Annotated in this window: 2 protein-coding genes; both read right to left on the bottom strand. The window is 35.3% G+C overall.

All coding sequences use genetic code 11. From position 1 onward, the window contains the following. A partial coding sequence (locus ACFINX_RS10105; RefSeq protein WP_375668799.1) for an SMI1/KNR4 family protein occupies window positions 1–398 on the bottom strand: 398 nt, incomplete at its 3' end. 270 nt (window positions 399–668) lie between these two features. Continuing rightward, window positions 669–1,019, bottom strand: coding sequence for an HNH/ENDO VII family nuclease (locus ACFINX_RS10100; protein WP_375618707.1), 351 nt, complete (start codon window positions 1,017–1,019; stop codon window positions 669–671). Window positions 1,020–1,251: the final 232 nt, after the last annotated feature.

Raw genomic sequence — 1,251 nt, 5'->3', positions numbered from 1 at the left:
GAATCTTCAGATGTATACTTGAGATAGAGTGGGCATTCACCATCGCGAAACTGCTTATAATCAAAATAAAAGGTTTCACCAAAATCAGTTGTGCAGATAACAAGTTGTTTGGGGTCCGTAAAGCCATCTCTTCTATCGAGCAAATTTCGGTAAACAATATCACCAGCAGGAATACCTGCACAGATTTCATAAATACTGAATATTTCTTCACCTCCAATTTCTCCTCCTCCATAATTTTTTAAAAAATTCTTATAGGAAGAGGTAAATTGTAAACCAAGAGTGTTCTCAGCTGTTTTAATCCGTACATCATCAGGGGCATTATCTTGAGTACCAAAATTAATAACATGACTATGCATATCAACATATTGTGCAACATCTGATAAAGTATAACTTTTCATAAATTTTTCTCCATAAGTCACAGCGTGTTTTTACTCATAATGAGTGCTCCTAATGATCAATCTTTTTCTACTATAGCCAATGGAATTGAGATGAGATTGATAAAATCATAAGAGATATGTTCTTGACGGAGCTCTTTTCTCATCTGTCTCTGTACAATCATCTCGCATTTACAATATATGATGGAATTAAAGGAGGTGATCATTAAAGTTTAGAGAGCGCCTTTTAGGGATATTATTTCAATATTTGCAATAATTACTCTTTCTTTTTTCCTACTTAGGAATTTTTTTTGAAATCCAACAAATAACTTTTCTGATAAAATTTGTCTTTGGATTCATAGGAGCAACCAAACTCCTGCCTTGATAAAATGAGTAGAGAACCTCAACGAGAGGACTATCTTGTTCTTGTGTCACAGGATGTAACATAATAGGTCTAAAATCGACTCCAATAGGTGCTCTTCCTGATACCATTCTTTCCACATTTGTACCCGTTACTATCTGTCCTTCTTCTTTCCAAGAAGAAACTGTTTCGGGCTCAAACAGTTCATCTTCCTGATAAACTTTTTGACTTTTAAATTCCACCGGCTCAGCTGCCCCCATACTTTTTTTCTTTATCCATTTCATGATTCATAATCCCCTCAATTTTTTCAAAATAATCAATTTATTCTTTGTTCTAAATAGACTTAAATAAACTCTCCTTCCAAGAGCGAGGTTATTCCTCGCTAGAAAGCTCTGAGTGATCATCAAAATCTTTTGCTACCCGTTCAATCAAAGCGTAGCTCACTTGCTTCACCTTTGCTACTTCTTTGGCTAAAGCTAATGCACGTTCAAGGTGGGTTTTGTTGATGCTTTCGTC

The sequence above is a fragment of the Bartonella sp. AP36NXGY genome (assembly GCF_042195865.1).
Classification (GTDB): Bacteria; Pseudomonadota; Alphaproteobacteria; order Rhizobiales; family Rhizobiaceae; genus Bartonella.
Note: the sequence above shows the minus strand (reverse complement) of the source record. Positions and strands in the feature narration are given on the sequence as shown.